We start from the raw sequence: 25,885 nt of genomic DNA on the forward strand, positions 1-25,885 counted from the left end.
TCGGGTTATCTCCGATGGACGTTCATCGTTGGTGCTTCACGGTGTGCTCATCAGTGCTGTTGCCTGTTCTTCTCGACGGGTAAAGCTCTGTTGGATAAAGCCCTGTCGCCCTGTTTCGTAAGCGAGGTTCTGTCCTCGACGAGGGCAACAACCTCCGACGTGTCGACTGTTCCCGACACGCGCAACGCTCTACCGAATGCTCGGCGCCGCTCTGCGTTCTCCAGACAGACCTGGACTGGATGCAACCACGCACCACGCCCGGGAAGCCGGCGATCAGGATCGGGAACGACGACCGCTTCCGAAGAATCTCGATCTCGAACCACGACCCTCAGCAGATCGGAGGCCGGAGCTCGCTCCTTGCACCCGACACAAGTGCGCACCGGCCGATTTTCGTGCATCGCACCGGTGCTCTCGTGACCTCGGGCAGAGAGGTCGTTCCGAACCATCGACCAGTCTAGCGCTGTATTGCCCCGATCTCCGCATTCCACCCTTATGCGCTGGTCGACTCGGGTGCCGCGGCCGCGTCACTGCGGATGTCGATGCGCCACCCGGTCAACCGGGCGGCCAGCCGGGCGTTCTGTCCTTCCTTGCCGATGGCGAGCGACAGCTGATATTCGGGAACCACGACGCGTGCCGCGCGGGCGGCTGCATCGACGACGGTGACCGATACCACCTTGGACGGCGACAGTGCGTTACCGACGAACGTCGCGGGGTCCTCGTCGAAATCGATGATGTCGATCTTCTCGCCTGCCAGTTCGCTCATCACGTTGCGCACGCGCTGGCCCATGGGCCCGATGCACGCGCCCTTGGCGTTGAGTCCGGAGACGGTGGAATGAACTGCGATCTTCGATCGGTGGCCGGACTCACGAGCTACGGCGACGATCTCGACCGAGCCGTCGGCGATCTCGGGGACCTCGAGTGCGAACAACTTGCGCACGAGATTCGGATGCGTTCGCGACAGCGTGATCTGGGGGCCACGGTTACCTCGCGTCACACCGACGACGTAGCACTTGATGCGTTCCCCGTGCTCGTAGTTCTCGCCGGGAACCTGCTCGGCCGGAGGCAGCAGCCCGTCGGCGCCGTTGGCGTCGCTGCCGATGCGAACGATCACCGTGCCCTTCGCGTTGGCACGGGTATCGCGCTGGATCACGCCACCGACGATCTCCCCCTCGTGTGTCGCGTACTCGCCGAACGACTTCTCGTGCTCGGCGTCGCGCAGACGCTGAAGGATGACCTGACGCGCGGTGGTCGCGGCGATCCGACCGAACCCTTCGGGAGTGTCGTCCCACTCGGAAATGGTGTTGCCGTCGGCGTCGATCTCCTTGGCCATGACACGAACCGAACCCGACTTGCGGTCGACGTCGATCCACGCATGCGGCTGATGGCCCTCGGTGTGACGGTATGCCGTCAGCAACGCAGTCTGAATGGTCGAGATGACCGTCTCGATCGAGACGCCCTTGTCCGCCTCGATGGCACGCAATGCTGCAATGTCGATATTCACTTGTCCAGTCCTTCTTCCGGTGTATCCACGTTCACGATCTCGTCGTTGTCGGCGGGAGCCGGCCGACCGCCGAACACTCCACCCGCCAATTCCATCTCGTCCGCTTTCGGTCGCGAGAACTCTACCTGCACAACGGCTTTCGATATCTCAGCGAACTCGACTGTGCGGGTGGCCAGGACGCCTTTCGTCCGCGTCACCAGAGTGACCGAACCTCCCTCCGACGCACCCACGCGCGCGTCGAACTTCTCGTCCCCCAGTTCGACTCGCACCTTGCGGCCGCGAGCCCGTCGCCAATGGCGCTCCTCCGTCAACGGACGGTCGATCCCCGGCGTCGTGACCTCGAGGGTGTACGGCGCCTCCCCGAAGTCCGAAACACCATCGAACACTTGGGAGATCTCGTGGCTCAGCGCAGGAAGCGCATCGAGATCGGTTGCTTCGTCACGGTCCACCATGATGCGAACGGCACTGTGCTTACCCGCCGAGACGACGGTCACGTCCTCCAGCTCGAAGCCTCGGTCGTGCACCAGATCGGAGAGGAGTGCGATGACCCTCTCCTTGGACGGAACAGGCATGAAAACGCAAACTCCTCGTTCAGTTGTGGACGCGTTGTGGCTCGGGGATCGAACGTACAGCCTAGCGCCATTTCGACACGTTCGTGACCAGCTGCGGGTTCGCCGGATCCGGACGGCACCTGGCACGATGTGCTGCGTGCCGACGTTCACCGTTCCTCCCACGCTCACTCGTCGAACCGCATTCCGGTTGACCGGTGGCGTCGTTCTGTCCACGGTCGGTCTTGCCGCGGCTGCCGGATGTTCGTCCGGCACCGACACCGCTGCCACCGTCGACACGCTGACCGCACACCTGCGCCTCGCACGACGCGATGCAGCAGCGGCAGCCACGGCGATCGCCACACTTCCCGACCTGGCCGGTCAGCTCGGCGTCGTGCAGTCCGAGCGTGAGGCTCACGCGTCGTCGCTCACCGCCGAGATCGACAGGGTCGCGGGTACCGATCCGAGCGAGACCACCAGCGCCGCCGCCACGACGACGCCTGCCGCCGCCCCTCCCCCGACGCTCGACGAGCTGAAGGGCTTCCTCGGCGAGTCCCAGCGAGCAGCGGCGGACTCGGCACGTGAAGAGTCCGGATACCGCGCAGGCTTGCTCGGGTCGATCAGCGCAGCGTGCGCGGTGCAGATCTCGGTGGTGCTCGCATGAATCAGCTCGGCGAAGAACAACAGTCGCTCGTGGACGCATTGAACGCCGAATACGCTGCCGTGTTCGCCTACGGCGTCGTCGGCGCGTTCTCGAATCCGACGAGAGCCGATCTGGTCGCGGCGAACGCGGCAGCGCACCGTGCACGACGCGACGCGACCATCGACGCATTGAAGGCTGCGAGTGTCACCGCACCGCTCCCGAGTCCGGCGTACTCGATCCCGTTCGCGGTGACCGATCCGGTCACCGCAGCGCAACTCGCAGCTCAGGCGGAGGTGGACACGTCGATCGCGTGGCGTTCGGTGATCGAACGCAGCAATTCCGGTCCCACCAGGGAGACCGGAATCACCGCGCTCACGGAAGCTGCACTGCGACTGGCGAATTGGCGGGAGATTCTGGGCGTGTCTCCGTCGTCCGTTCCGTTTCCAGGCCAGCCCTGACCTGCCCGGCTCGGGACCGACCGGGCATGAACAACGAGGCCACGATTCCGAGCGCGACGGCACCTGCGCCGACCAGCAACGCAGGAGCGAGAGCGTCGGTGTAGCCGGTCGGTGTCAACGCACCGCCTGCGCCGAGGAACACGGCTGTCAGGACGGCGATACCGAGAGCGACACCGATCTCACGAATAGTCGAGTTGGTACTGCTTGCGGTGGCGTGATCGACCTCGGCCATATCCGTGAGAACCGCCGTAGCCGACGGCGCGAACGTCAGGCCCATCCCGATTCCTGCCATGGCCAACGCCGGGACCAGGCTGACGTAGGACGTCCCGGGCTCGAGAATCGCGGCCATCCACACGAGCGATCCGGCCTGCAGCGTCAAGCCGGCGACCAGGAGAGCCCTCAAACCGACTCTCGGAGCGAGCAATCCGGCCAGCGGTGCCACGATCATGGGCGCCGCAGTCCAAGGCAAAGTTCGCAGGCCGGCCTGAAACGGGCTGTACGCCATGACGATCTGCAGGTACTGCGACAGCAGGAACACCGCACCGAACATGCCGAGGGTGAACGTCAGACCGATGACGTTGGCGAGCGAGAAACTACGTGAGCGGAACAGTCGCAACGGAACGACCGGGAACGGCGCACGGCGCTGCCGCCACACGAACAAGACCATCGCGAGCGCGGATCCGACGAACGACAGCAGAACCGACGTCGACGCCCATCCGTCGTCGTTGCCGTGCACGACGGCCCAGACGAGCAGGAAGACACTTGCGCCTGCCGACAGGACGCCGACGTAGTCGAGTGGCTGCCTGCGCCCGAAGGATTCCTTCAGCGCGACCAGCGCGAGCGGGACGGCGATCAGCGCAACCGGGACGTTGATCCAGAAGATCCCCTCCCATGCGAAGCCGTCGACGACAGCGCCTCCGACGACCGGACCCAACGCAACTCCGAGCCCGGAGACACCGCCCCAGATTCCGATCGCGAGCGGACGTTTGGCCGCGGGCACGACCGATGCGAGGAGCGTGAGGGACAGCGGCATGATCGCTGCGGCACCCGCGCCCTGTATCGCGCGGGCCGCGATCAGCATCGCAGGTGTCGTCGCGAGCGCCGATGCGATCGACGCGAGAGTGAACACGGCGATCCCGCCGAGGAAGACGCGCCTTCTCCCCCATCGGTCACCGAGAGTCGCGGCAGCCAGCATCAGCGTCGCGAAACTGAGCGTGTATGCGTTCATGAACCATTGCAGTTCACCGACGGATGCGGAGAGATCCGCCTGGATCACCGGCAGTGCGCTGGTCATCACGAGGTTGTCGAGAGTTGCCATGAACATCGGGAGCGACGCGGCGACGATCCCGACCCAGATCGGGATGGTGCGCTCGGTCGCCGGATTCGGCGGAGACGTCGTCGTAGCCATGGGGTTCCTGTCCTTGATGCGGCTTCGCCGCCCGTGAGTGCACAGTTACGTTCGGCCGTAACTCCCCACTCACGGTGTGATGTTGTAAGCATCGAATGATTACTTACATCTCGACGTTAAGTTATCAACTGATAACCTGTCAACATGGCGACACCGACGAAGACCACCCGCATGGACGCATCCGACCGACGCGAATTGGTGCTCGACGCCGCCACCCGAGCATTCGCCAAGGGCGGGTTCGCCGGCACGAGCACCGACGCCGTCGCGAAGGAAGCCGGGGTGTCGCAGCCCTACGTCGTGCGCATGTTCGGCACGAAGATCGAGCTGTTCCGGCTCGTGTTCGAGCGATCCATCGACGGCATCATGGCCGCGTTCGACGCCGTCTTGAACAGCGACGAGCCGTACCCGGACGACGACGTGTGGGCAGCGCTGGGCGGCGCGTACACCGCTCTGGTCACGGACAGGAACCTCCTGCTCGTGATGATGCACGGCTTCACCGCCGGAAGTACCCCCGAGATCGGGGCGCAGGGTCGGGCGGGCATGGGTGCCATCTACACCCAGTTGCGCGACGGCACCGGGTGCACGCCCGACGAGGCACGAGATTTCATCGCCCACGGCATGTTGCTCAACTGCCTACTTGCGATGCAAGCACCGGAGCATGCCGACGACAGAGCCCTCGGCGAACTCGCGTCCTGCTCCTTCGGGCCGAGCCTCGACGCGCTCCGCGCCGAGAGGCCCTAAGCCTTCATCTCGTAGGCACCGTCGTACGCGACGACCTCGTTCCACACGGCGTCGAACCGAGAGTCGTCGACGACGGGTTTGCGAATCGCACCGAGAGCCCACTGCTGTTGTGCTTCGGTAGACGACGGTTTGCCGTGCAGCGCAACGGCATACGCGGAGAAGTCGCGAATCTGAAAGTCGAAGATCTGGTCCAGCAGAGAGGTCGAGATCTGCTCTGCGACCTCGAGAATCAGATGGCCGTAGACGATCAGCGAGAACAGATGCCCGACGTTCAGCAGGAAGTCGAGATCCTTCGCCTGCTCTTCGTCGGGCGCGGCGCCGGCGAGGAACTGCTTGAACGCCGACGCCTGCTCGAAGAACCGCGCGACATTCGGCACGTGCGAATACTTCTCGTAGACCGGCGCCCAGTCGTGGAATCTGACCTTGCTCGCGCCGCGGGCGGGCCCCTGGGCGAAGAAGAACGCGTCGTCGGTGGCGTCGTCACGTGTCTCGACGGCGGGATACTCCGTCGGCGTGAACATGTACGCCGGCATGAACTTGAGCATCAGCGCGACGTTGACGTGCACTGTCCCTTCGAGTTTCGGCAACGTCCCGATCAACTGGGCGGCTTCGCGGAAGTAGGTGTCCTTCTCGTAGCCTTTCGCGGCGATGACGTCGTGCAGCAATCGGACGACTGTTTCACCCTCGGACGTGACCTTGGCCTTCGTCATCGGATTGAACAGAAGGTAGCGACGGTCGTCGAGACTCGATGTCCTGAAGTAGTCGACCGCACGCCCACTGAACAGCTTCATCGCCGCCAGCCTCGCGTATGCATCCACGAAACTTGCTCGTACGTGCGGGAATTCGGTGACACGGTTGCCGTAGAGAATCCTGTTGTGCGCGTGCGTGATCGCCTCGTGGAACGCATGTTCGGTGATGCCGATCGATCCGGTGCACAGGTTGAACTTGCCGACGTTGACGGTGTTCAGTGCGGCGGAGAACGCGTCGGCCCCGGTGTGCAGGATATCTTCGCTGCGGACGGGATAGTTCTCCAGCGCGAAGGTACTGACGAACATCTGTCCGTGAACGACGTTGTCGCGCAACGCATAGTTGGGATGCGAGGAATCCGCGACGAAGAACACGTACGCTTCGGGCCCCTCCAGGTCGGTTCGACGGCCGAACACCGAGACCATGCCTGCGACGTTGCCGTTGCCGATGTAGTACTTCTCCCCCGACGCGGTGAACCCATCGCCCGTAGGCGTGAGCAGCATGTCGGTGGAGTAGACGTCGGCACCGTGCTCGCGCTCGGACAACCCGAACGCCATGACGCCGCCATCATCGAGTTGACCCGCGGCTCGCCGTTTCGCGGCATCGTTGTCGCTCATCCAGATCGGACCTAGCCCCAGAACGGTGACCTGCCACGCGTACCAGTACGACAATCCGTAGAACCCGAGGATCTCGCTCAGCTGTGCGTTCCGAAATGCGTCCCAACGCTTGTTCGGATCCCCGTCCGCGTAGGCCGCAGGCGTGCAGAACGTCGCGAAGATCTTCTCCTTCGCCACGAACTCGAGAAAATCGGCCGTCCAGACCGCATCGAGGTCGTCGGCGAGCAACCGGGCCTTGCCACGGTCCTCGAACCAGTCGATCAGCGCACGCAGCACACGTGCGGTATCAGGGTCGAACTGCGCACCATCGAACGTCTTCGGATCGAACAACGAAAAATCGGCCACCGCACTACACCTCTCGCACTCGGTTACCCCCGAAGCTACCAGCGGGTAACCGAGTACGAGTAGGAAATCACGCGGTGGGACGAACCGTCTTCACGATCTCCTCGACAGCGGTGTCCTTGTCCAACTCGCGACTCTCACCGGTGAAGCGGTCACGGATCTCGACCTTGCCGTCGGCCCACCCGCGGCCGACGACCACGACGAGCGGCATACCGAGCAGCTCGGAGTCCTTGAACTTCACACCCGGGGACGCCTTACGGTCGTCGAACAGAATCTCGAGGCCGTGGGCGTTCAGTCCCGACGCGATCGACTCCGCTCCTTCCCGAGCCGCGTCGTCCTTGTTCGCGATGACGAGGTGCACGTCGTACGGCGCGATCTCCGCCGGCCACCGCAGGCCCTTGTCGTCGTGCATCTGTTCCGCGACGACGGCGACGAGCCGCGAGACGCCGACGCCGTACGAACCCTGGACGAGGCGAACGGGCTTGCCGTTCTCACCGAGCACGTCGACGGAGAACGCGTCGGTGTACTTGTTGCCGAGCTGGAAGATGTGACCGATCTCGATGCCGCGGGCGGTGACGAGCGTGCCGCGTCCGTCGGGAGACAGATCACCGTCGCGCACGACTGCCGCTTCGATGGTGCCGTCGGGAGTGAAGTCACGGCCTGCGACGAGGTTCACGACGTGCTTGCCCTTGATGTCGGCGCCGGTGATCCACGACGTGCCGTCGACGATGCGCGGATCGACCAGGTAGCGAACGCCGTTCGCCTGCAGACCGCGTGGTCCGATGTACCCCTTGACGAGGAACGGGTTGGCCGCGAAGTCCGCGTCGGTGAGCAGTTCGTACTCGGCGGGTTCGAGAGCGGCTTCGAGGCGCTTCTCGTCGACCTCACGGTCACCGGGCAGGCCGACTGCGAGCAGTTCCCACTCGCCCTCGGCATTTCGAACCTTCAGCAGAATGTTCTTCAGCGTGTCGGCGCCGGTGATCGTTCGACCGAGGTCCGCGGTGTTGGCCCACTCGACGAGCGTTGCAATGGTGGGCGTCTCGCCGGTCTCGTAGTCGACGGCGGCAGGCTGGCCCTCGATCGGCAGGGCATCCGGCGCGGGCGTCGTGACTGCTTCGACGTTGGCCGCGTAGCCCGACTCGAGGCAGCGGACATACGTGTCCTCGCCGATGTCGCTCTCGGCCAAGAACTCCTCGGACGCACTGCCGCCCATGGCACCCGACGTCGCGGCGACGATGACGTACTTGACGCCGAGCCGCTCGAAGATGCGCTGGTACGCCTCGCGATGCGCGTCGTACGACGCTTTCAGGCCGTCCTCGTCGAGATCGAACGAGTAGGAGTCCTTCATGACGAACTCGCGACCACGCAGAATGCCTGCGCGCGGACGCTCCTCGTCGCGGTACTTGGTCTGGATCTGGTACAGCGTGACCGGCAGGTCCTTGTACGAGTTGTACTCACCCTTGACCGTGAGCGCGAACAATTCCTCGTGCGTCGGGCCGAGGAGCATGTCGTTGCCCTTGCGGTCCTGAAGACGGAACAAGGCGTCGCCGTATTCGGTCCACCGGTTGGTCGCCTCGTAGGGCTCACGCGGCAGCAGTGCAGGCAGCGAGATCTCCTGAGCGCCGATCGCGTTCATCTCCTCGCGCACGACCTTCTCGATCTGCCGCAGCACCTTCAGACCCAGCGGCAACCAGGAGTAGACACCGGGCGCGATACGACGAACGTATCCGGCGCGAACCAACAGCTTGTGGCTGTCGACTTCGGCGTCTGCGGGGTCGTCGCGGAGAGTGCGGAGGAACAGCTGCGAAAGACGGGTGATCACGGGGTACGAGAGTAGTCGGTGCTCCCGCGGTGGGTAACGTTGCTCCCCGTGCTGATTCTGCTCCCCCCGTCCGAAACGAAGTCCGACGGCGGCGACGGATCCCCTCTCGATCTCGATGGCCTGTCGCTGCCCGCACTGAATCCACTGCGTCAGAAACTCGCGGAGCGTCTCGTCGAACTTGCCGACGACGTGCCCGCGTCGCGCATCGCTCTGGGTCTCGGACCTACGCAGGACGACGAGATCGAGCGCAACACTGCACTGTTCACGTCGCCGACCGCGCCGGCGTTGAGCCGCTACACCGGCGTGCTCTACGACGCCCTCGATGCGCGCTCGTTCACCAAGGCGGGTCGCGCCCGGGCGGCGGCACGTCTGTGGATCGGCTCGGCGCTGTTCGGTGCCGTGCGTGCCTACGACTGCGTGCCGTCGTACCGCCTGTCCGGAGGGTCGAAGATCCCCGGCTTCGGCACCCTTCGCTCGCACTGGAAGCCGGAATTGACCGATGCCTTGGTCGCCCAAGCCGATGGAATCGTCGTCGACCTCCGGTCCGGCACCTATCAGCAACTCGGTCCGGTTCCTGGTGCGATCACGGCGACCGTGCTGACCGAGAAGCCCGACGGATCGCGTTCGGTGGTGAGTCACTTCAACAAGCATCACAAGGGACTGCTGGCCCGCGCGCTGACGCTGACCACTGCCGAGCCGAAGGACGTGAAGGGTCTGGCACGTGTCGCGGCGAAGTCCGGTCTTCGGGTCGAGGTCGCCTCGCCCACCGAGCTGATCGTGCTGACCGAATGAACCCGGTACCGAAACTGCTGCGCCAGGGAGCCGACGCGTCGTTCGGGCGTGACAGAGACCTACGGATCGTCGACGACGTCACCGACCGCCTGATCGGCCTCGAGGAATCCGACGCTCTCGCCCTGGGGTCGCTCGCACTGACCAACATGATCGCGACAATGTACGAGGCGGGGTGGCAGCCGTTCGATCTACTGCACATCGTGCGACGCCAGCAGACCGTGGCTGTATCGTCGCTCGCTGCCGCGGTGATCCTGCACCAGTCCGATCTGACGAATGCCGACGACCGTGCACCCGAGAGCTGGGTCGAACAGCTGTCGGAGATCTGCGCGCTGTACCCGAAGGTCGCATCGCGAATCGATGCGTCGCCCAGTTTCCTTGCCGCACTGCTGAAGTCGACCGGACAGTCCGACTACATCGCTGCCAGCGACCAGTGGATCGCCGTGCTCGCTCTCCTCGGCCAGTGGCAGCAGTTGCCGCGGTGGCCGCAGATCGGACCGCTTCCCTCGCAGTGGCCCAAGAAACGGACGGCTCGGGTCGTCGGGACGCCCACGAGTGCGGATACCCCCAATTCCAAAGCGCTGGGCCGTATTCGAGGACTACTGGCGAAGGCCGACGCCACCGACTTCGAGGAAGAGGCCGAGACGCTCACTGCGAAGGCGCAGGAGCTGATGACGCGGTACTCCATCGACTCGTTGCTGTTGACCGATGGCCATGTCGACGTGATCAGCCGCCGGATACACATCGACAATCCGCATGCGCCCCCTAAAGCTCAACTGCTGCACGTGGTCGGCGAGGTCAACCGGGTGAAGGCAATCTGGGATCCCGAGTTCGCCATTGCGACGCTCGTCGGGTCACCCGTCGACGTCGAGCAGGCCGAGTTGCTGTTCACCTCACTGTTGATCCAGGCTACCCGTGCGCTGTCCCACTCCCCGAAGGCGAAGCGGCGCAAAGGTTCTGCGTCGGCAGCGTTCGGCAAGGCCTTCCTCTACGCCTACGCGGTCCGGATCGGTGAGCGGCTCGCCGACGCCGACGCTCACGCGCTGGAGGAGGCATCCGAGGACTCGGGTGATCTGCTGCCGATCCTCGCGGCCAAGACCGTCGCAGTGGAAGAAGAGTTCGACCGCCTCTTCCCTCGCGTGCGGACCATGCGTGGGCCCAGGCTCGACGCGGAGGGATGGGAATCGGGGCAGGCAGCGGCGAACGAGGCTGACCTGCGGTAGGTTCTCGGCAAACGTCCCCTTTTCGGCTCGAGGCACAATGGGCGCAGTGCAGAACACCTTCGACGACACCATCGCCCGCGCAACCGAATTGCTGCAACGCAAGGATCTGGCTGCGATGTCGGAGCTCGTGGCAGACTTGTCACCCGCCGACGCGGCGCGGGTTCTCGAACGTGCGGATTCGTCCGAAAGAGCTGTGCTCTACCGCCTTCTCCCGAAGGACAAGGCCCTCGACGTCTTCGAGCAGTTCGACGCATCGGTGCGCGGCGAGTTGCTGGGCGGCCTGCGCGACGACGACGTCATCACGCTCTTCGAGGAACTCGACCCCGACGACCGAGTCGAACTCGTCGACGAATTGCCGTCGAACGTCGCGCATCGCCTGATGCAGGGGCTCTCTGCGACCGAACGCGACCTGACGGCGCCGATGCTCGGCTACGCGAAGGGCTCCGTCGGCCGACGCATGAGCCCGGAGTACATCCGGGTTCACCCGTCGACCACTGCGGGCGAAGCGATGCACCAGGTTCGGACGACCGGCGCCGACGCCGAGTCGGTCTACATGCTGCCCGTCACCGACGACAGTCGACGCCTCGTCGGAGTCGCCACGCTCGCCGACGTCGCCACTGCAGAACCGGAGACCCCGGTCGGTGAAGTCGCCGCACCGGGGCCCGTCGTCACGGCCGAGATCTCTGCCGAGGATGCCGCCCGGATGTGCCTCGGCAATCGGAGTCCAGCAGTGGTCGTCGTCGATTCCGAGCACCGCCTGATCGGAATTCTGACGATCGAACAGTGCTCGCGCATCCTCGAGGAAGCCGAGGACGAGGACGCCGCGAGGGCCGGTGGAACAGAGCCGCTCCGACGGCCCTATCTGGCGACGCCTGTCCTGTCGATCGTGCGCTCGCGTGTCGTGTGGCTGCTCGTGCTGGCGTTGTCGGCGATCCTGACGGTTCAGGTTCTCGAGATCTTCGAGCACGCGCTCGCAGCCGTCGTCACATTGGCTCTGTTCATCCCGCTGCTCACCGGTACAGGCGGTAACACCGGGTCACAAGCGGCAACGACGGTGACGCGTGCACTCGCCGTCGGCGACGTACGGCCACGCGACATCGCGGCGGTGTTGTTCCGCGAAGTGCGTGTGGGCGCAATGATGGGTGCGATGCTCGGCTCACTGGGATTCGTGATCGCCGGGCTCGTCTACGACTTCCACCTCGGCCTCGTCATCGGTTCGACGCTCCTGGCGATCTGCACGCTCGCCGCGACGGTCGGCGGCGCAATGCCGTTGCTTGCGAAGAAGATCGGCGTCGACCCGGCGGTGTTCTCGACTCCGTTCATCTCGACGTTCTGCGACGCCTCGGGCCTCATCGTCTACTTCATGATCGCCAAGCTCGTGCTGGGGGTCTGAGATCAGGCTTTCTGCGCGTCTTCCTGCGCGGCCTGACCCTGGGCGACTTCCTGCGGCGTGAACTTGATGAAGTACGCCACGATTCCTGCAACCACAGCGCAGATCGCGCAGCAGAACAACGCGAACATGTAGCCCGAACTGAGCGCATCGAGCTGCACCGAGTCCATCGACGTCGCCGGTCCGCTCGTACCGCCGAGGGACAGTGTGCGGGAGGTGACCAACGCGCCGATCACCGCGAGCGCCAACGGTCCACCGAGAGTCTGAGCGACCAAAGCGATCGCAGTCAGCGGGCCGATCTCGGACGGCCCGACCCCGGCGACCGCACACAGCGGCAGCGGGACGAGCGCGAGCCCGACGCCGAATCCGATTCCGATGACGGGTAGGAAGATGTCCGGGAAGTACGAGGAGGCTGCGTCCATCGTCGCAACCGCGAACATGAGCCAGCCGATCATGATGACCGCGCCCGTCATGATCAGCCAGCGCGGTTGGATCTTCACCGCCAGCTGCGACGCGAGGAACGCGGCCGCGCCGAGTCCGAACGCGAACGGAACGAACGCGAGGCCTGCGTTGAGCGGGCTGTAACCGAGAATGTCCTGGACGAACAACGCGACGTAAGCCGCGAGACAGAACATGACGCCGCCGGCGAAGAAGATGGCGATGAACGTCGCGACCCGGTTCTTGTTCTTGAAGAGCGAGAACGGCAGCAACGGATTCTCGGCCCGACGCTCGACGACGAGGAACAGAGCCAGCAGCACCAAACCCGCAATGAGCGAGCCGACGACGATCGGGCTGGTCCAGCCGAGCTCGGTCCCCTCGCTGAGAGCGAGTACGACGCCGGTGCACCCCAGAGTTCCGAGGATCGCGCCGGGAAAGTCGAGCGGAAGGCGAACTGCCGCGGTCTCCTTCAACGACACGATCGCGAGAAGGACGATGACGACGCCGATCGGCACGTTGATCAGGAAGATCCACCGCCACGACACCTGAGTCAGCGCACCGCCGATGATCAAGCCTGCGATCGATCCGATCCCGGTCATAGCGGCGTAGATCGCGATCGCCTGGTTACGCACCGGGCCGGGCGCGAACGTCGTCGCCACCAGCGCAAAAGCCGTCGGCGACGCGACCGCGGCACCGACGCCCTGCAGTGCCCGTGCGGCGACGAGCGTCGCCTCGTTGAAGGCGAGCCCGCACAGCAGCGACGCGATCGTGAACAACACGACGCCCGCCAGGAACATCTTCTTGCGGCCGTACGCGTCGCCGAGCCGACCGCCGAGCAGCATGAGTCCGCCGAACGCCAGCGCGTACGACGTCAGGACCCAGTTGCGGCCTGCATCACTCAAGCCGAGGTCGGCCTGCAACGGCGCCAAGGCCAGGTTCGCGACCGTGCCGTCGAGCACCACCATCAGCTGAAGACCACTCAGCACGATGATCGCCAAGCCGAAGGCCCTGGTGGTGACCGGGTAGACGATTTGCGTGGAGGCCGCTGCGGGCTGCGAGTGGTCAGGCACGAGAGTTCACGTTACCGAGAGTCCGCGGAAAAACCAGCAACGGTCCCGACGACCACGATCGCCGGCGGCCTGATGCCCTCGGCCTTGACCTTCTCGGCGACCGTCGACAAATCGGCACGCACCTCGCGCTGCGTCCGCATGGTTCCCTCCTGCACGACGAGAACCGGCGTCGACGCCTGCCTGCCGCCGTCGATCAGCACCTTGGCGAACTTGTCGATGCGCTCGACGGCCATGAGCAGAACGAGGGTGCCCTTCAGCTTCGCGAGTGCGTCCCAGTCGACCAGCGAATCCGGGTGGTCGGGCGCGACGTGCCCGCTGACGACGACGAACTCGTGCGTCACTCCGCGATGTGTGACCGGAACGCCTGCAGCGGACGGCACCGAGATGGCGCTCGTGATGCCCGGAACGACCGTGACGGGGATGCCCTCGGCGGTGAGAGCCTCCAGCTCCTCGTAGCCACGGCCGAACACGTACGGGTCGCCGCCCTTGAGCCGCACGACGAACTTGCCTGCCTTGGCGCGATCGATCAATGCCTCGTTGATGGCCTCCTGCGCCATCGCGCGGCCGTACGGGATCTTCGACGCATCGATGACCTCGACGTGCGGTCCGAGTTCGGCGATCAACTCCGGAGGCGCGAGCCGGTCGGTGACGACGACGTCGGCGTACGCGAGCAGCTTGCGTCCACGAACCGTGATGAGGTCGGGATCACCGGGGCCGCCGCCGACGAGTGCGACGCCGGTGTGCGGTGCGTGCGTCGTATCGGTGATGAGGCCCGACTGCAGTGCCTCGACGACGGCATTGCGCACCGACGCCGAGCGACGGTGGTCACCGCCCGCGAGAAGACCCAGGGTCAGCCCGTCGTATTCACCGGATGCGGGTGTGACCGCGGTGCCGTCCCGCGCGATGTCGGCGCGGACACAGAAGATCCTCGACCGTTCCGCGTCGGCCACGATCGCAGCGTTGGTATCGGCCTCGTCGGTGCACGCGATCGCGTACCACGCGCCGTCCAGGTCCCCGTCGGCATAGTCACGCAGTTCGAGCGTGATCTGCCCGAACGACGCCATCGCCTCGACCGCGGGCGTCGCCTCGCGGGTGACCACGTGCACGTGCGCGCCCGAGCTGATCAACAGCGGCAAGCGTCGCTGCGCCACGGTGCCGCCACCGACGACGACGACGCGTCGCCCCGACAGATTCAGGCCGACGAGATAGGGAGAATCAGTCGCATCCACAGGAGCAAACGCTACCGCGCCCGAGTCACACGCTTCTCGTCCCATACGGGCTCACCGGATTCGTAGACGCGCCCGTCCGATCCGAACACCAGGAATCGGTCGAAGCTCCTGGCGAACCAGCGGTCGTGAGTGACCGTGATTACCGTTCCTTCGAACGCGGCGATCGCATCCTGCAGTGAATCCGCGGACAGCAGGTCCAGGTTGTCGGTCGGTTCGTCGAGAAGGAGCATGCTGGCACCGGACAGTTCGAGAAGAAGAATCTGGATGCGTGCCTGCTGCCCGCCCGACAGGTTGTCGTAGAGCTGTTCCGCGGCGAGCGCGAGGCCGTATCGGTCGAGTGCGCGACTTGCCGCTTCGCGTCCCATGCCGTCGCGGTGCTCGTTACCCATGTGCAGAATGTCGAGCAGCGTTTTACCTGCCAGGTCCGGGCGCGTATGCGTCTGCGCGAACAGCCCCGGCCGCACTCGGGCACCCAGCACTGCCGTGCCGGTGTGCAGCACAGGTGCGATCTCGAGTTCCTGGACGGGAAGGTGCTCACGTTCGGGATCGGTGCCGCCCGCGGCGAGCAACCTCAGAAAGTGCGATTTTCCCGACCCGTTGGAACCGAGTACCGCGACACGATCGCCGAACCAGATCTCGGTATCGAACGGCTGCATCAGACCGGTCAGCTCGAGTTCGGTGCACACGAGCGCGCGCTTCGCGGTACGGCCGCCGTGCAGACGAACGGTCACCTTCTGCTTCAGCGGTACCGCCTCGGGGGGCCCGACCTCCTCGAAGCGGGCCAGGCGCGTCTGTGCGGCGTGATAGCGGGCCGCAATTCCGTCGTTGAACTTGGCCTTCTCGCGCAGCCGCAGAACGAGTGCACGGAGCTTGACGCGCTCCTCGTCCCATCGTCGACGCAGCTCGTCGAGGCGAGCGTTCCGGTCCTCACGCGCTTGGTAGTAGGTGTCGAACCCACCGCCGTGCACCCACGACGACGCCCCCGCCACACCCGGTTCCAGCGTCACGATGCGTGTTGCGGCGTTGGCGATCAGTTCGCGGTCGTGGCTGATGAACAGGACGGATTTCGGCGATTCGCGAATCGTCTTCTCCAGCCATCGTTTTCCCGGAACGTCGAGATAGTTGTCCGGCTCGTCGAGGAGCAGCAACTGGTCCGGTCCCCCGAACAATGCCTCGAACACGAGCCGTTTCTGTTCACCGCCGCTGAGGGTCGCGGCGGCTCGCCATTTGGCCCGATCGAACGGCATCCCGAGAGCGGACATCGTCACCTCGTCCCAGAAGGGTTCGAGTTCGTAGCCGCCGACGTCGCCCCAATCCGACAGCGCCGACGCGTATTTCAGCTGAGTCTTCTCGTCGTCGGCCTCGATCATCGCGTTCTCGGCAGCGTCGAGCGCTGCTGCGGCAGCCTGCACGGACGGAGCTGCGACGGACAACAGCAGATCCCGAACAGTCGAATCGTCACGTAATTGGCCGACGAATTGGCGCATCACCCCGAGCGAACCCGAGCGCGTCACCGAACCGTCGTCGGGCTCGATGTCGCCTGCGACGATGCGCGTCAGTGTCGTCTTCCCGGTCCCGTTCGGCCCGATCAAGGCAGTCTTCGCGCCGTCGCCGACTCGAAATCCGACGCCGCCGAGCAGTTGTCTCCCGTCGGGAAGGAAGTAGTCGATGTCGGTCAGTTCGAGATGAGCCACACCGGTCAATCTATGTCAGAGCGTCAATGTCTTTTCGGCCGTCGTCGTGAGCGTCTGTCGGCCGACCGCGTCGACGTGCGCGTGCTCGACACGGACCCGGGCCGAATCGCCGTCGGCAGTGAGCAGCATGACACCGTTGTCGAACCAGGGTCCTGCCTCTGCCTCCCATCGCGCGTCGACGGGCGGGACCTTCGCCGTCCGTGCCAGGCGAGCGAGCAGTCGCGCGACGGGCTTGCGAATCGCCAACCGGTTGACCGCCCGGATCGGAAGATCGAGCGGATTCCGGAACGGTGACATCGTGAGTTGATACGTCGCAGGCACGTGCCTGCCGCCCAGACCGAAATCGGCGCGCGCGACATACGAGCAGTGCACATCGCCGGAGAGCCACAGGATGCTGGCCGGAGGATTCGCGGACCGAGACAATTCCCGAGTCAGAGATGCCATGTCTTCGAACGACTTTCCGAACGCCGCCCAGTGCTCGAGGTCGAGATCGATGCGCAGCTTCTCACCGAGCTTGGCCATCGTCTTACCCCAACTACCCTGCGCCACAGCCTCGTTCCACTGCTCCAGATGATGCAGAGCCGGAAGCATCAGAAACGGCAACGAAGAACCGAACAGGATGTGCCGCGGTGACCCTTCGAGCGCACGCTCGCGTACCCATGCCCACTCCACGTCGTCGACCATGCGCCTGTTGTCCGGATCGAGATTTCGCGAACACCGCGAGTCGATCATGATCAAGCGGGTGTCGCCGAAGTCTCGGAAGAAACTCCACCGCCCCGTGTCCGGATGGTCGTCGACCCGCAGCGAGAAGTCGGCGAGCAGCTTCTCACGTTCGGCGTCGGAGCCTGCGGCGCGCACCTTCTCGTACAGGTCGTCGCGTGCGAGCTCGTCGGGCGAGAGATTCCCCAGGTGCTGATACACCCAGTACGACGAGAACGCGCCGACGACGCGGTCCTTCCACCACGGCCGCGTCTCGATGTCGGCGCGCCACGACGCCGAGGAGTTCCAGTCGTCGCGCAGGTCGTGATCGTCGAGAATCATGCACGACGGGACACTGGCGAGCAGCGTTCTGACCGGCTCGACGCCCCACGACTCGTGGTAGAGCCACGAGTACTCCTCGAAGTCGCAGATCTCGTTCTCGGCGTCGGTGCCGCGCGCGCCTGCGGGCCCGTCGCCGGCCCGACGTCGCGCATGCAGTCGATCGAGAATCTCGGGCGACGGGTCGTCGGCATACACCTGGTCACCCAGAAGAAGGAGAGCTTGCGGCCATTCGCTCGGATCCTGGCCCGTCATGCGGGTACCGAGGCCGGCGAGCGCGTCGGCGCCGATGCGTTGGAGCGAATCGTCACCGTAGTCGTCACCTCGGCGACAGGATCCGAACGCGAACGTCACGGGACCGTCGGGGTCGCCCGTGTGAATCGACGCCCTGCCGTCCACCGGCCAGACCCTCGCGCCCTCGAACGAAACCTCGTAGTCGATGGTGGTATTCGCAGGAAGCGACGTCAGCGCCACCAGCGCGTAGTGGTGGCCGTGCACTCCCCACGTCCGCGCACTGCCGGTCTCCCCCACCGACGTCCGAACTTCGACGGTTCCCGGGGCGTCGAACTCGAACCAGAACGTCGCGTCGTCGACGCCGACATAGCGAACGAGTGGGCCGAGGACGAGAGGGGATGCAGTCACCTCCCACACACTGCACCGAGGACGGCCGACTCGCCAGCCCTGCCGGTCACGGATGTACGAAAAGCTTGCCCGCGAGGCGCTCGAGGTAGGCCAGCACGTCCTCCTCCGACTTGTCCGGCATGCCGTAGACGACTTCGGTCACACCTATTTCTTCCCATCGAGCGAGCTTGTCGGGGTCCGGCTTGAAGTCGAGTACGACGACCTTCGGATCCCCTGCGCGTCCGCCCTCCCGCCACATCTGCTGCAGCCGACCGACACGAGTCTCGATGTCCTGCTCACCCGGAGTGGTGATCCACCCGTCCGCCGACTTCACGATCCATGCGAAGTTCTTGTCGGTTCCCGCCGCGCCGACGTAGGTCGGGATCGCCGCGCCCTGCACCGGTTTCGGCCACACCCAGCTCGGGCCGAATTCGACGAACTCGCCCGCGTACTGCGCTTGCTCGTCGGACCACAGCGCCCGCATCGCGTCGAGATACTCGCGCAACATCGTGCGACGCCGTTTCGGTGGTACTCCGTGGTCGGTCAATTCGTCGACGTTCCACCCGAATCCGACACCGAGCACGACGCGGCCGCCGCTCAGATGATCCAGCGAAGCAATCGATTTCGCGAGCGTGATGGGATCGTGTTCGACGGGTATCGCCACGGCGGTGCCGAGCTCGATGCGCGACGTCACAGCAGCGGCGGTGGACAGGGACACCCACGGATCCAGGGTGCGCGCGTAGCGGTCGTCGGGCAGCGACGAGTCACCGGTCAGCGGGTGCGCGGCCTCGCGCTTGACCGGGATGTGGGTGTGTTCGGGGACGTAGAACGAATCGAACCCGAGCCTCTCCCCCGCCGACGCAGCGGCGGCAGGGGTGATCCCACGGTCGGAGGTGAAGAGCACGAGGCCGAAGCGCATCCTCGCATTAGAACGTGTTCTAGTCGTCGACGCAAGCGATCGCGACGCTGATGGTGCCGATGTTCGTCTTGGGGACCAGCGGCCGACCGCCACCGCTACCCAGAGATGCGGCAGCCTCCGCGACACTCGCGGACCCGGTGCGCTGATGTACGCGCCTCGACGGGTTCGACACGGTCACCTGCGCGAGCTCCTCGGCCGTCCACAGCGTCAACGGCACTCCGAGAGCGAGGGCGACGGGCCCGAGGGCATCGGCCTTGGATTCGAGCGTTGCGATCGACACCAGCACCCATCCCTGCTCGACGACCGAACGGATCGCATCGACACATCGTTCGGTCGTCGCACTGCTCGACGCTCCGACTCCCGCGACGACGCGTTCAGGCATCGGCGGTGAGACGCACAGCGAAGCGTGAACATTCCCGAACGAATCGAGCGACCGAGTCGGGATTGCCCGCCGGATGCGTGTGCAGATACGACGCATGCACGTTTCCGTGGACGAATCCCTCACGGACGACGGACTTCTGCGCGGTGCGGCTGGGATTGCGCCACCCCCACGCAGGCGTCGGATGCTCCGAGACGACGTCGACGAGCATCGTGCGGTGGAATTCGTGACCGGTCACCCGAGCACCCGCGGGGAACAGCACCGAATCGTGCAGTGCCACGGCGTCGCGATACCCGAGCGTCAGCGCCGACGAGAATCGCGCCTCGACGTCGAGGACGCCCGCCATCGCATGCCCGTCGAGCCGTCGCGACAGGTACAGCAGCCCTGCGCATTCGGCATGAATCGGCATTCCTGCCGCGGCGACTCGCTCGACGTCCGCCAGCAACCGACCGTTCGACGCCAACGCCTCGGCATGCTCCTCGGGGAACCCGCCCGGCACGATGACGCCCGCCGTTCCCGCCGGGAGACCGTCACTCAGCGGGTCGAACACCGCCACGTCGGCGCCCGATGCGCGGAGCAACTCCACGTGCTCGGCGTAACCGAACGTGAACGCAGCGCCACCCGCGATCGCGACGACCGGTCGAGTCGAATTCACCTCGCCCACTTCGGTATTCGCGTCCCATTCGGACACGGACACCGACGACGACGCCAATGACCGAATGGCCGCAAGATCGACGTGTTCGGCGACGAGAGCAGTCATCGCATCGACGGCCGCCGCAGCGGACTCACCGTGCTCGAGAGCAGTGATCAACCCGAGATGCCGTGACGGAACTGCCAATTCGGCCATCCGCGGCAGCGAGCCGAGCACCGGTATCCCGACGCGATCGCACGCCTGCCGCAACACCTCTTCGTGCCGCGGACTGCCCACACGATTCAGGATGACACCACCGATTCGCACCGAGGAGTCGAAGGTCGAAAACCCGTGCAGCACAGCGGCAAGACTCTGACTGTGTCCTCGCGCGTCCACGACGAGCACGACGGGCGCACCCAGCATCGCGGCGACCGATGCCGTCGACCCCTCAGCTGAGGCGCCCCCGGCACCACTCATGTCGATCTTGCCGTCGAACAGTCCCATGACGCCCTCGACGACCGCGATGTCGCATCCTGCACTGCCATGACGGAACAGCGGCCCGATGCGCTCGGCACCGACCATCACCGCGTCGAGGTTGCGGCCCGGCAGTCCCGTCGCGAGCGCGTGATAGCCAGGGTCGATGTAGTCGGGTCCGACCTTGAACGGTGCGACGCGGTGCCCCGCGGCGCGTAGTGCCCCCATCAGGCCGGTCGCCACCGTCGTCTTCCCGCTTCCCGACGCGGGTGCGGCGACGACGACAGCCGGAGCCGAGGTCACCATTCGATTCCGCGCTGGCCCTTGCGGCCGGCGTCCATCGGGTGTTTCACCTTGGTCATCTCGGTGACCAGGTCGGCAGCATCGATCAGTGCCTGCGGTGCGTCACGGCCGGTGATGACGACGTGTTGATTGCCGGGGCGGTTCCTCAGGACCTCCACGACTTCGTCCACGTCGACCCAGCCCCACTTCAGTGGATACGTGAACTCGTCCAGAACGTAGAAGCGATGCGCCTCGTCGGTCAATCTGCGGGCGATCTCGGTCCAGCCTTCGGCGGCCGCGGCGGCATGATCGACCTCCGACCCCTTCTTGCGGGTCCACGACCAGCCCTCGCCCATCTTGTGCCATTCGACGGCGCCGCCGACGCCCGACTGTTCATGCAGCTCACCGAGCGTTCGGAACGCCGCCTCCTCGCCGACCTTCCACTTCGCGCTCTTGACGAACTGGAAGACACCGACGTCGAACCCCTGATTCCACGCACGCAACGCCATGCCGAAAGCAGCGGTGGACTTGCCCTTGCCTGGCCCGGTGTGGACCGCGAGGACTGGCTGATTGCGACGTTGCCGGGTCGTCAGACCGTCGGCGGGGACGGATCCGGGAAGAGGCACTCCCTGTGGCATGTCCCGCTCCCTACGCCGCGGCGCGGACGACGGCCGCGACCTGTTCCGCCGACAGATCCGCCAGGCGCACGTATCCACCGGCGAGGTGCTGCGCGAACTCCTTCGCCAAATCGAGACGAACCATCCCCGTCTCGCAGTCGACGACGACCGAAGCAGTTCCGTCGGCTGCCAATCGGGATGCAGCGATGCGAGCACGTCCGACCGGATCGACTCCGCCCGTCGCACGGCCGTCCGTCAACGCCACGACGAGCGCACGCCGTAGCGGATCGCGCACCTTCTCCCGCTGGACTACGTCACGCGCAGTCAGGAAACCCTGTGCCAGTGGCGATTTGCCACCCGTCTTCATGCGGCGCAGCCTGGTGACGGCCACGTCGACGCTCGACGTCGGCGGCAGCACGACCTCGGCGTCTCGTCCACGAACCGTGACGACCGCGACCTTGTCCCGCCGTTGGTACGCGTCGCGCAGCAGGGACAGCACCGCTCCGGTCACCGCCGACAAGCGGTCCCGGGCCGCCATCGATCCCGACGCGTCCACGACGAACACGATCAGATTGCCTTCACGCCCCTCGCGCAACGCACCGCGGAGGTCCGCCGATTCGAGCCGGAACCGGCCGTCGGTTCGACCACGAGCGACCTGCTGCTCGGCGGCGGCGAACAGTGTGCCGAGAAGATGAATCCCCTTGTCTCGCTCCGTCGTTGTCCGCACGACGCGGCCCCGCGGTGAACGCGACCGCGATCGACGACCGGGAGCACCCTCGCCGACGCCCGGAATCTGCACGAGCCTCGCACGGAACTGCGCGCCCGGCGCCGCGGACTGCTTGTCTCGGGATTCCTCATCCCGAGAGTTTCCGTCGCGAGACTTGTTGTCCGGCAACGGTTCCGGCGACTGCGATTCCTGTGCTTCGGGCTGCTCTGGTGCAGGCGCGCCACCGCCGTCGGGATCGGGATCCGGCTCCGGCTCTGGCTCCGGCTGATCCTTGTCGGCCTGTTCGGCCGCGTCGCGCATCGCGTCGTCGAGCGCGCTCTCGTCGATGCCCGGCTCGTCGAACGGATCCCGCCGACGACGGTGTGGCAGAGCGAGTTCCGCGGCAATCCGGACGTCGGACTCCTCGACGGCCGACGCTCCACGCCACGCCGCATGGGCCGTCGCTGTCCGCGCGACGACGAGATCCGCGCGCATGCCGTCGACGTCGAACGACGCACACAGTGCCGCGATACGGCGAAGTTCGGTGTCGCTCAACACCACATCGTCCAGCACGCCGCGCGCATCGACGATGCGCGCGGCGATGTCGGCGTCGTCGTCGGCATACTGCGCCGCGAATCCGTACGGGTCACGTTCGTAGTTCAGCCGACGGCGGATGACGTCCATGCGCACGTCGACGTCGCGAGATGCCGTCACGTCGACGGCCAGACCGAAGCGATCGAGGAGCTGCGGCCGAAGCTCGCCTTCCTCGGGGTTCATCGTTCCGACCAGAACGAAGCGTGCCTCGTGCGAGTGGGACACGCCGTCGCGCTCGATGTGGACGCGCCCCATCGCGGACGCGTCGAGAAGTACGTCGACGAGGTGATCGTGCAGCAGGTTCACCTCGTCGACGTACAGAACACCACGGTGTGCCGCGGCGAGCAGACCGGGCTGAAACGCGCGTTCGCCGTCGCGCAGCACCTTCTCGAGATCGAGCGAGCCGACGACGCGGTCCTCGGTGGCACCCACCGGGAGTTCGACGAGTCGGGCCGGACGGACACCACCCTCGTCGTCGACCGGTGGAAGCAGCGCCGCGAGGGCACGCACCACCGTCGACTTCGCGGTGCCCTTCTCGCCGCGCACGAGCACACCGCCGATACCGGGATGAATTGCACAGAGAATCAGGGACAGCCTGAGCTGATCCTGGCCGACCACTGCACTGAACGGGTATCCGGGCTGCACGGGAAACGATGCTCCTTCATCCCTCGGACTCCCCGCCGAGGGCTCGGACGAGCCCACCGGACAGGTGGGCGAGAACAGCACTCACGCCGTGCGGTGATCTGGCTTCCGAGAGCTCGTGGAGAGCTACCGGTACACAGTGGCGGGACCGCGCCTGATTCACACAGGACTTCCCCGCATCGGCGTGCTGGTTGGACAGCCTACTGCGGCGAGATCAGACCTCGCTCCACGGTGTACCTCCACCACGGCGCATCGGGGTGTGCGGAATGCCGTCCTCGAGCACTTCCTCGCCGTCGGGCAGGAAGCCGTGCTTGGCGTACATGTCGACGAGGTAGCTCTGCGCGTTGATGCGGCACGGCGCCGACCCGACCTCGGCGAGTGCCGCACGAAGAATACGGGTCGTGTGCCCTTGGCCCCGGGCCGAGCGCTGTGTACACAGCCGCCCGATCCGGAAGGCCTTCTCACCGTCGTCGTGCTCTTCGAGCAGGCGCAGCGTGCAGACGACCTCGCCGTCCCGCTCGAGCCAGAAGTGCCGTGTCTCGGAGAGCAGATCCCGGCCGTCGAGCTCGGGGTACGCGCAGGCCTGCTCCACGACGAACACCTCGACACGCAGCTTCAGCAAGTCGTACAGGGTCTTGTTGGACAGGTCCAAGGCCCAGGATCGCTTGAGGGCAGCCGCTTGCGTAGTCATCCGCTTTTGCTATCACACACCGGAGGGCTGTGCGACCCGGGCCGAGTCGTCCAGCTGCAACGTCTTGGATGTCCAGTCGAAGATCTCACGGAACAAAGCAGGCTCCTCGGCGAGCTTCTTGCCGAGCGACGGCACCATCTGGGTCAGCTTCGGCTGCCATTCGGTGTAGCGGTCGCCGAAGCAGCGCTTCAGCACGTCGAGCATCGCGGGAACGGCCGTCGAGGCACCGGGCGACGCACCGAGCAGACCAGCGATCGACCCGTCGGCGGCGTTGATGACGGCAGTACCGAATTCGAGAACACCGCCGCGGCCCTTCTTGCGGATGACCTGCACGCGCTGGCCTGCCGTGACGAGCTCCCAGTCCTTGCCGACCACACCTGGCGCGAATTCGCGCAGCGTCTCGACCCGATCCGCCTGCGACTGAGCGAGCTCGCTGACGAGGTACTTGACCAGACCGAGTTCGGTGACACCGACACCGAGCATGGACATGAGGTTGCCGGGCTTGACCGAGCTGGGGAGGTCGGTGAGCTTGCCCTGCTTGAGGAACTTCGGCGACCACCCGGCGTACGGGCCGAACAGCAGTCCTGGCTTTCCACCGATGACGCGGGTGTCGAGGTGCGGCACCGACATCGGCGGTGCACCGACCGACGCCTTGCCGTACACCTTCGCCGAATGCTGAGCGATGAGATCCGGGTCGGTGCAGCGCAGCCACTCGCCGCTGACCGGGAATCCGCCGAATCCCTTGATCTCGGCGATGCCGGACTTCTGCAGAAGGTGCAGCGCGCCGCCGCCCGCGCCGACGAACACGAATTTCGCGTTGACGGTCTTCTTCGCGCCGGTACGCAGATTCGCGACCTTGACGTCCCATGTGCCGTCGGACTGCTTGGTGATGTTCTTGACGTCGGTGCCGAAGTGGACCGTGCCACCCGACGCGGCGACGTAGTTCAGCAGCTGACGCGTCAGGGCGCCGAAGTCGACGTCGGTGCCGTCGTCGCTCCAGTTGAGTGCAACCGGATCGGAGAAGTCGCGGCCCTGGCCCATCAGCGGGAGGCGACGGGTGAACTCGTCGGGGCTGTCGATGTACTCCATGCCCTCGAACAGCGGGTTCGACGCCAGTGCGTCGTACCGAGCGCGAAGGTACTTCACGTTGGATTCACCGTGCACGAAGCTGACGTGCGGGATCGGGTTGACGAAGTTCTTCGGGTCGCTCAGCACACCGGTTTCGATGCTGTGCGCCCAGAACTGCCGAGAGACCTGGAACTGCTCGTTGACGTTGAGCGCTTTCGTGATGTCGACCGAACCGTCTTTGTTCTGCGGGGTGTAATTGAGCTCACAGAGGGCGGAGTGGCCGGTACCTGCGTTGTTCCATGCGTCACTGCTCTCGGCAGCGGCTGCATCGAGTCGCTCGTACACGTCGATCGACCATTCCGGCTCCAGCTGCCGCAGCAGCGCACCGAGGGTGGCGCTCATGATTCCGGCGCCGACGAGAACCACGTCGGTCTTCACCCGCTTGACCTGCTGTTCTTTCGACCGCTGTTCATTTGACACTGGAGATTCTTTCTTCCTTTGTCGGTGAGTCTCGGGTATCGAGATATGTACGAGTGGCGGTTACGTTACCCGGCCGTACGACG

General features: G+C 65.5%; 23 protein-coding genes and 1 riboswitch. Of the genes, 6 read left to right on the top strand and 17 right to left on the bottom strand.

Annotated features, from left to right (window positions below; translation table 11 throughout):
• Positions 1 to 50: 50 nt before the first annotated feature.
• The 3 genes from CHB96_RS02050 to rimP are packed head-to-tail and all read right to left on the bottom strand — an operon-like array spanning position 51 to position 2,073.
• Positions 51 to 446, bottom strand: coding sequence for a DUF448 domain-containing protein (locus CHB96_RS02050; RefSeq protein ID WP_176444073.1), 396 nt, complete (start codon positions 444 to 446; stop codon positions 51 to 53).
• A gap of 44 nt (positions 447 to 490) precedes the next feature.
• Positions 491 to 1,501 carry a transcription termination factor NusA gene (gene nusA / locus CHB96_RS02055; protein WP_089242871.1) on the bottom strand — a complete coding sequence of 337 codons (1,011 nt, stop codon included), beginning with the start codon at positions 1,499 to 1,501 and terminating at the stop codon, positions 491 to 493.
• Positions 1,498 to 2,073 carry a ribosome maturation factor RimP gene (rimP, locus tag CHB96_RS02060; RefSeq protein WP_089242872.1) on the bottom strand — a complete coding sequence of 192 codons (576 nt, stop codon included), beginning with the start codon at positions 2,071 to 2,073 and terminating at the stop codon, positions 1,498 to 1,500. Before rimP ends, nusA begins: the two co-directional genes overlap by 4 nt.
• Positions 2,074 to 2,200: 127 nt before the next feature.
• Here rimP and CHB96_RS02065 point away from each other — a divergent pair, with 127 nt between their 5' ends.
• Positions 2,201 to 2,713 (top strand): hypothetical protein, encoded by a 513-nt coding sequence (locus tag CHB96_RS02065; protein WP_089243072.1) that lies wholly within the window; start codon positions 2,201 to 2,203, stop codon positions 2,711 to 2,713.
• Positions 2,710 to 3,150: a ferritin-like domain-containing protein gene (locus tag CHB96_RS02070; protein ID WP_089243073.1), complete on the top strand. Its 441-nt coding sequence runs from the start codon at positions 2,710 to 2,712 to the stop codon at positions 3,148 to 3,150. Before CHB96_RS02065 ends, CHB96_RS02070 begins: the two co-directional genes overlap by 4 nt.
• On the opposite strand, the gene CHB96_RS02075 is transcribed toward CHB96_RS02070, so the two are convergent.
• Complete coding sequence (locus tag CHB96_RS02075; protein WP_089242873.1) at positions 3,065 to 4,558, bottom strand: DHA2 family efflux MFS transporter permease subunit; 1,494 nt, start codon at positions 4,556 to 4,558, stop codon at positions 3,065 to 3,067. The genes CHB96_RS02070 and CHB96_RS02075 overlap by 86 nt on opposite strands.
• 144 nt (positions 4,559 to 4,702) lie before the next feature.
• Between CHB96_RS02075 and CHB96_RS02080 the strand changes: the two genes are divergently transcribed.
• A complete protein-coding gene (locus CHB96_RS02080; RefSeq protein WP_089242874.1) occupies positions 4,703 to 5,299 on the top strand; it encodes a TetR/AcrR family transcriptional regulator in 597 nt (198 codons plus the stop codon).
• On the opposite strand, the gene CHB96_RS02085 is transcribed toward CHB96_RS02080, so the two are convergent.
• Both CHB96_RS02085 and CHB96_RS02090 read right to left on the bottom strand, forming a co-directional pair.
• Positions 5,296 to 7,008: an acyl-CoA dehydrogenase family protein gene (locus CHB96_RS02085; protein WP_089242875.1), complete on the bottom strand. Its 1,713-nt coding sequence runs from the start codon at positions 7,006 to 7,008 to the stop codon at positions 5,296 to 5,298. The genes CHB96_RS02080 and CHB96_RS02085 overlap by 4 nt on opposite strands.
• Before the next feature lie 67 nt (positions 7,009 to 7,075).
• Positions 7,076 to 8,827, bottom strand: coding sequence for a proline--tRNA ligase (locus CHB96_RS02090; RefSeq protein WP_089242876.1), 1,752 nt, complete (start codon positions 8,825 to 8,827; stop codon positions 7,076 to 7,078).
• Between the two features lie 48 nt (positions 8,828 to 8,875).
• Here CHB96_RS02090 and yaaA point away from each other — a divergent pair, with 48 nt between their 5' ends.
• Genes yaaA through mgtE form a run of 3 tightly spaced genes read left to right on the top strand, consistent with a single transcriptional unit; the run spans position 8,876 to position 12,232 of the window.
• Positions 8,876 to 9,619 (top strand): peroxide stress protein YaaA, encoded by a 744-nt coding sequence (gene yaaA, locus CHB96_RS02095; protein ID WP_089242877.1) that lies wholly within the window; start codon positions 8,876 to 8,878, stop codon positions 9,617 to 9,619.
• Positions 9,616 to 10,839, top strand: a complete 1,224-nt coding sequence (locus CHB96_RS02100; protein WP_089242878.1) for a DUF2786 domain-containing protein — start codon at positions 9,616 to 9,618, stop codon at positions 10,837 to 10,839. The genes yaaA and CHB96_RS02100 overlap by 4 nt, the downstream gene beginning before the upstream one ends.
• Positions 10,840 to 10,885: 46 nt before the next feature.
• Positions 10,886 to 12,232 (top strand): magnesium transporter, encoded by a 1,347-nt coding sequence (gene mgtE / locus CHB96_RS02105; RefSeq protein ID WP_089243074.1) that lies wholly within the window; start codon positions 10,886 to 10,888, stop codon positions 12,230 to 12,232.
• 2 nt (positions 12,233 to 12,234) lie between these two features.
• On the opposite strand, the gene CHB96_RS02110 is transcribed toward mgtE, so the two are convergent.
• The 11 genes from CHB96_RS02110 to mqo all read right to left on the bottom strand — a co-directional run bounded on the left by CHB96_RS02110 (position 12,235) and on the right by mqo (position 25,802).
• A complete protein-coding gene (locus CHB96_RS02110; protein ID WP_089242879.1) occupies positions 12,235 to 13,737 on the bottom strand; it encodes an MFS transporter in 1,503 nt (500 codons plus the stop codon).
• Between the two features lie 11 nt (positions 13,738 to 13,748).
• The gene (cobA, locus tag CHB96_RS02115; protein ID WP_371828969.1) at positions 13,749 to 14,966 is read right to left on the bottom strand and encodes a uroporphyrinogen-III C-methyltransferase; all 1,218 of its coding nucleotides are present in this window, start codon (positions 14,964 to 14,966) and stop codon (positions 13,749 to 13,751) included.
• Between the two features lie 11 nt (positions 14,967 to 14,977).
• Positions 14,978 to 16,660 carry an ATP-binding cassette domain-containing protein gene (locus CHB96_RS02120; RefSeq protein WP_089242881.1) on the bottom strand — a complete coding sequence of 561 codons (1,683 nt, stop codon included), beginning with the start codon at positions 16,658 to 16,660 and terminating at the stop codon, positions 14,978 to 14,980.
• 15 nt (positions 16,661 to 16,675) lie between these two features.
• Positions 16,676 to 18,340 carry an alkaline phosphatase D family protein gene (locus tag CHB96_RS02125; RefSeq protein WP_245865135.1) on the bottom strand — a complete coding sequence of 555 codons (1,665 nt, stop codon included), beginning with the start codon at positions 18,338 to 18,340 and terminating at the stop codon, positions 16,676 to 16,678.
• A gap of 46 nt (positions 18,341 to 18,386) precedes the next feature.
• Positions 18,387 to 19,238, bottom strand: a complete 852-nt coding sequence (locus tag CHB96_RS02130; RefSeq protein ID WP_089242883.1) for an LLM class F420-dependent oxidoreductase — start codon at positions 19,236 to 19,238, stop codon at positions 18,387 to 18,389.
• Positions 19,239 to 19,257: 19 nt separating this feature from the next.
• Positions 19,258 to 19,620, bottom strand: a complete 363-nt coding sequence (locus CHB96_RS02135; protein ID WP_089242884.1) for a cobalamin biosynthesis protein — start codon at positions 19,618 to 19,620, stop codon at positions 19,258 to 19,260.
• Positions 19,613 to 21,028, bottom strand: a complete 1,416-nt coding sequence (locus CHB96_RS02140) for a cobyrinic acid a,c-diamide synthase CobB (protein WP_089242885.1) — start codon at positions 21,026 to 21,028, stop codon at positions 19,613 to 19,615. The genes CHB96_RS02135 and CHB96_RS02140 overlap by 8 nt, the downstream gene beginning before the upstream one ends.
• Complete coding sequence (gene cobO / locus CHB96_RS02145; RefSeq protein WP_089242886.1) at positions 21,022 to 21,642, bottom strand: cob(I)yrinic acid a,c-diamide adenosyltransferase; 621 nt, start codon at positions 21,640 to 21,642, stop codon at positions 21,022 to 21,024. The genes CHB96_RS02140 and cobO overlap by 7 nt, the downstream gene beginning before the upstream one ends.
• Before the next feature lie 10 nt (positions 21,643 to 21,652).
• Entirely contained in the window at positions 21,653 to 23,566 is a 1,914-nt protein-coding gene (locus CHB96_RS02150; protein WP_089242887.1) for a magnesium chelatase subunit D family protein, read from the bottom strand.
• An 83-nt stretch (positions 23,567 to 23,649) separates the two neighbouring features.
• A riboswitch (adenosylcobalamin-variant (AdoCbl-variant) riboswitch) is annotated at positions 23,650 to 23,749 on the bottom strand.
• Between the two features lie 28 nt (positions 23,750 to 23,777).
• Complete coding sequence (locus tag CHB96_RS02155; protein WP_089242888.1) at positions 23,778 to 24,254, bottom strand: GNAT family N-acetyltransferase; 477 nt, start codon at positions 24,252 to 24,254, stop codon at positions 23,778 to 23,780.
• Between the two features lie 12 nt (positions 24,255 to 24,266).
• Positions 24,267 to 25,802 carry a malate dehydrogenase (quinone) gene (mqo, locus tag CHB96_RS02160; RefSeq protein WP_089242889.1) on the bottom strand — a complete coding sequence of 512 codons (1,536 nt, stop codon included), beginning with the start codon at positions 25,800 to 25,802 and terminating at the stop codon, positions 24,267 to 24,269.
• Positions 25,803 to 25,885: the final 83 nt, after the last annotated feature.

The sequence above is a fragment of the Rhodococcoides kyotonense genome, from assembly GCF_900188125.1.
In the GTDB taxonomy this organism is placed as follows: domain Bacteria; phylum Actinomycetota; class Actinomycetes; order Mycobacteriales; family Mycobacteriaceae; genus Rhodococcoides; species Rhodococcoides kyotonense.

Bases quoted from the DNA above. Each gene is read 5' to 3' on its own strand.
- CHB96_RS02100 (WP_089242878.1), top strand. From the start codon at position 9,616: ATGAACCCGGTACCGAAACTGCTGCGCCAGGGAGCCGACGCGTCGTTC.
- CHB96_RS02140 (WP_089242885.1), bottom strand. From the start codon at position 21,028: ATGGTGACCTCGGCTCCGGCTGTCGTCGTCGCCGCACCCGCGTCGGGA.
- CHB96_RS02070 (WP_089243073.1), top strand. From the start codon at position 2,710: ATGAATCAGCTCGGCGAAGAACAACAGTCGCTCGTGGACGCATTGAAC.
- CHB96_RS02065 (WP_089243072.1), top strand. From the start codon at position 2,201: ATGTGCTGCGTGCCGACGTTCACCGTTCCTCCCACGCTCACTCGTCGA.
- CHB96_RS02130 (WP_089242883.1), bottom strand. From the start codon at position 19,238: ATGCGCTTCGGCCTCGTGCTCTTCACCTCCGACCGTGGGATCACCCCT.
- CHB96_RS02155 (WP_089242888.1), bottom strand. From the start codon at position 24,254: ATGACTACGCAAGCGGCTGCCCTCAAGCGATCCTGGGCCTTGGACCTG.
- rimP (WP_089242872.1), bottom strand. From the start codon at position 2,073: ATGCCTGTTCCGTCCAAGGAGAGGGTCATCGCACTCCTCTCCGATCTG.
- CHB96_RS02050 (WP_176444073.1), bottom strand. From the start codon at position 446: ATGGTTCGGAACGACCTCTCTGCCCGAGGTCACGAGAGCACCGGTGCG.
- CHB96_RS02135 (WP_089242884.1), bottom strand. From the start codon at position 19,620: ATGCCTGAACGCGTCGTCGCGGGAGTCGGAGCGTCGAGCAGTGCGACG.
- CHB96_RS02075 (WP_089242873.1), bottom strand. From the start codon at position 4,558: ATGGCTACGACGACGTCTCCGCCGAATCCGGCGACCGAGCGCACCATC.
- cobO (WP_089242886.1), bottom strand. From the start codon at position 21,642: ATGCCACAGGGAGTGCCTCTTCCCGGATCCGTCCCCGCCGACGGTCTG.
- CHB96_RS02080 (WP_089242874.1), top strand. From the start codon at position 4,703: ATGGCGACACCGACGAAGACCACCCGCATGGACGCATCCGACCGACGC.